This window comes from Nitrosophilus sp. (genome assembly GCF_982775275.1).
The window spans coordinates 1-2,524 of sequence record NZ_CEXZHP010000210.1; the positions used below are offsets into that span (position 1 = coordinate 1).

Genomic DNA, 2,524 nt, shown 5'->3' on the forward strand with positions numbered 1-2,524 from the left:
ACGACTTTCGCTCAGGCACGAACGATAAGCAGTTATCGTTCTAAGCCTTCGGCTTGCCCTCGCTCACTTTCCAATTTTTCCTAAATATAGTATAATTGCCCTTTAAAAAAATATAGGATTTTTTATGGACGGGTTTAATTATTTTGACATAATTCTTGGTGCAATAATTATTTTATTGGGTTTAAAAGGACTTATAGACGGGTTTATAAAAGAGTTTTTTGGACTTTTAGGTATTATTGGAGGTATCTATTTTGGTTCTCATTATGGAGAGAATGTAGGAAAATTCATAAGCGACAATATATTTACCATCAAAAATCCAGCCGCTCTTTCATTTATCGGTTTTTTGATTACTCTTGGACTTTTTTGGCTTGCAATGTTGATAGTTGGAAAACTTTTTTCAAAATTAAGCAGCGCAAGCGGTATGAGTATGATAGATAGAATTGCTGGATTTGGTTTTGGAGCCGCAAAAATATTTCTTATATTTTCGGTTATTATATACGCCATTTCCAATATAGAAGCTACCAAAAACGCTTTAAATAAATATACCAACAACTCCTTTTTATATCCATATATGATAAAAACGGGAAGTTATATCATAAAATTGAATCCAAAAGAGATAACTCAAAAAGTAGAAGAAAAAACGCAAAATATAAAAAAAAGCATAACAGATAGCGTTACATCTGAGAGTTTAAAAAATATAAAAGAAAAAATCTCTCAAACACTTGAATCTAACAAAACAAAATAACACAAAAAAGGATGAAGATTGATATTTGATAATCAATATGAAAAACTAAGAATTCAAAAAGCCCAAGAACTAAGAGAGATGGGTATAAATCCTTACGGAATTGGATTTAAAAAAGAGATAACAAATAAAGAGTTTTTAGAAAAATTTAATTATGTTAAAGATCTTGAGGAGAAAAAAGATTATTCGCAAAAAGTAACTTTAATAGGAAGAATTAAATTTCTAAGACTTATGGGCAAAGCCGCCTTTGCAAAAATCGAAGACGATACTGGTATAGTTCAGATATATTTTAACCAAGACTCCTTAGGAAAAGAGTGGTTTAAAAAAGTAAAAAAACTTATAGAAGTCGGTGATATTATCGAAGCCTACGGATACCCTTTCGTTACAAAAACTGGAGAGCTAACTTTACACGTAAAGAAATTAAATCTCGTAACAAAAGCTATAGTTCCTCTTCCTGAAAAATATCACGGACTTCAAGATAAAGAGTTAAGATATCGTCAAAGATATCTCGATATGATAATGAATCCGGAAGTTAGAAAGGTTTTTAGAACAAGAAGTAAAGTTGTTAGCCTTATAAGAGAATTTTTCGAAAAACATGGCTTTTTAGAAGTTGAAACACCTATGATGCACCCTATCCCAGGCGGTGCAAATGCAAGACCTTTTGTTACCCATCATCACGCATTAGGTGTTGATAGATATCTAAGAATCGCTCCGGAGCTTTATTTAAAAAGATTGATAGTTGGAGGATTTGAAGCCGTTTTTGAGATAAATAGAAACTTTAGAAACGAAGGTATGGACGCAACTCATAACCCTGAATTTACAATGATTGAATTTTACTGGGCATACCATACCTATGAAGATTTGATGAAATTAACAGAAGAGCTTTTTGATTATCTATTTGAGCATTTAAATCTCCCAAGAAAATTGCAATATGATGAGTACACGATAGATTTTTCGACACCTTTTACAAGAATAAAATATAAAGACGCAATCGTAGAAATCGGCGAAATTGATCCAGAAATCGTTGAAAATAGAGATAAAATAATAGAATTTTTAAAATCGCATGATATAGAAGTAGATAGTAGACTCTCCCTTGGAGCGCTCCAAGCGGAACTTTTTGATAATTTTGTGGAACACAAATTGATAAATCCTACTTTTGTTACCCATTTTCCTATTGAAATTAGTCCGCTTGCAAGAAGAAGCGATGAAGATCCAAATATTGCCGAAAGATTTGAGCTTTTTATCGCAGGCAGAGAAATTGCAAACGGATTTAACGAGTTAAACGATCCATTGGATCAATATGAAAGATTTAAAGCACAAGTTGAAGCAAAAGAGGTAGATGACGAAGCTATGCATATGGATGAAGATTATGTAAAGGCTTTAGGATACGGAATGCCTCCGACTGCTGGAGAAGGAATAGGTATAGATAGGCTGGTGATGCTTTTAACAAACCAACATACCATAAGAGATGTTATTTTATTTCCGGCAATGAGACCTAAAGAATAAATATAGTTAAAATAGTTAAAGTGGTTGAGTGGTTAATTATATAGTGAAAAAGTTAGAAAGTTAAAAAGTGAGAAAGTGAGCGAGGGCAAAGCCGAAGGCTTAGTATTAGTTAAAATGGTTGAGTAGTTAAGTGGTTGAGTGGTTGAGTGGTTAAGTGAAAGGGAGAAGGTAAAAGGCTGAAGGGAGAAGGGAGAAGGTGGTAAGGTGATAAGGTGGTAAGAAGGTAAGAGAGGGCTCAATTCCAAATTCCCAATTTCCATTTACCAATTCCAAACT

Annotated in this window: 2 protein-coding genes; both read left to right on the forward strand. The window is 33.1% G+C overall.

The annotated features are described in order from the left end of the window. Positions 1 to 124 precede the first annotated feature (124 nt). Positions 125 to 745 carry a CvpA family protein gene (locus AC30RD_RS08305; protein WP_489494015.1) on the forward strand — a complete coding sequence of 207 codons (621 nt, stop codon included), beginning with the start codon at positions 125 to 127 and terminating at the stop codon, positions 743 to 745. Between the two features lie 18 nt (positions 746 to 763). Beyond that, positions 764 to 2,248 carry a lysine--tRNA ligase gene (gene lysS, locus AC30RD_RS08310; protein WP_489494016.1) on the forward strand — a complete coding sequence of 495 codons (1,485 nt, stop codon included), beginning with the start codon at positions 764 to 766 and terminating at the stop codon, positions 2,246 to 2,248. Positions 2,249 to 2,524 lie beyond the last annotated feature (276 nt).

Excerpts from the sequence above, each read along its gene's own strand:
- AC30RD_RS08305 (WP_489494015.1), top strand. The coding sequence starts at position 125 with ATGGACGGGTTTAATTATTTTGACATAATTCTTGGTGCAATAATTATT.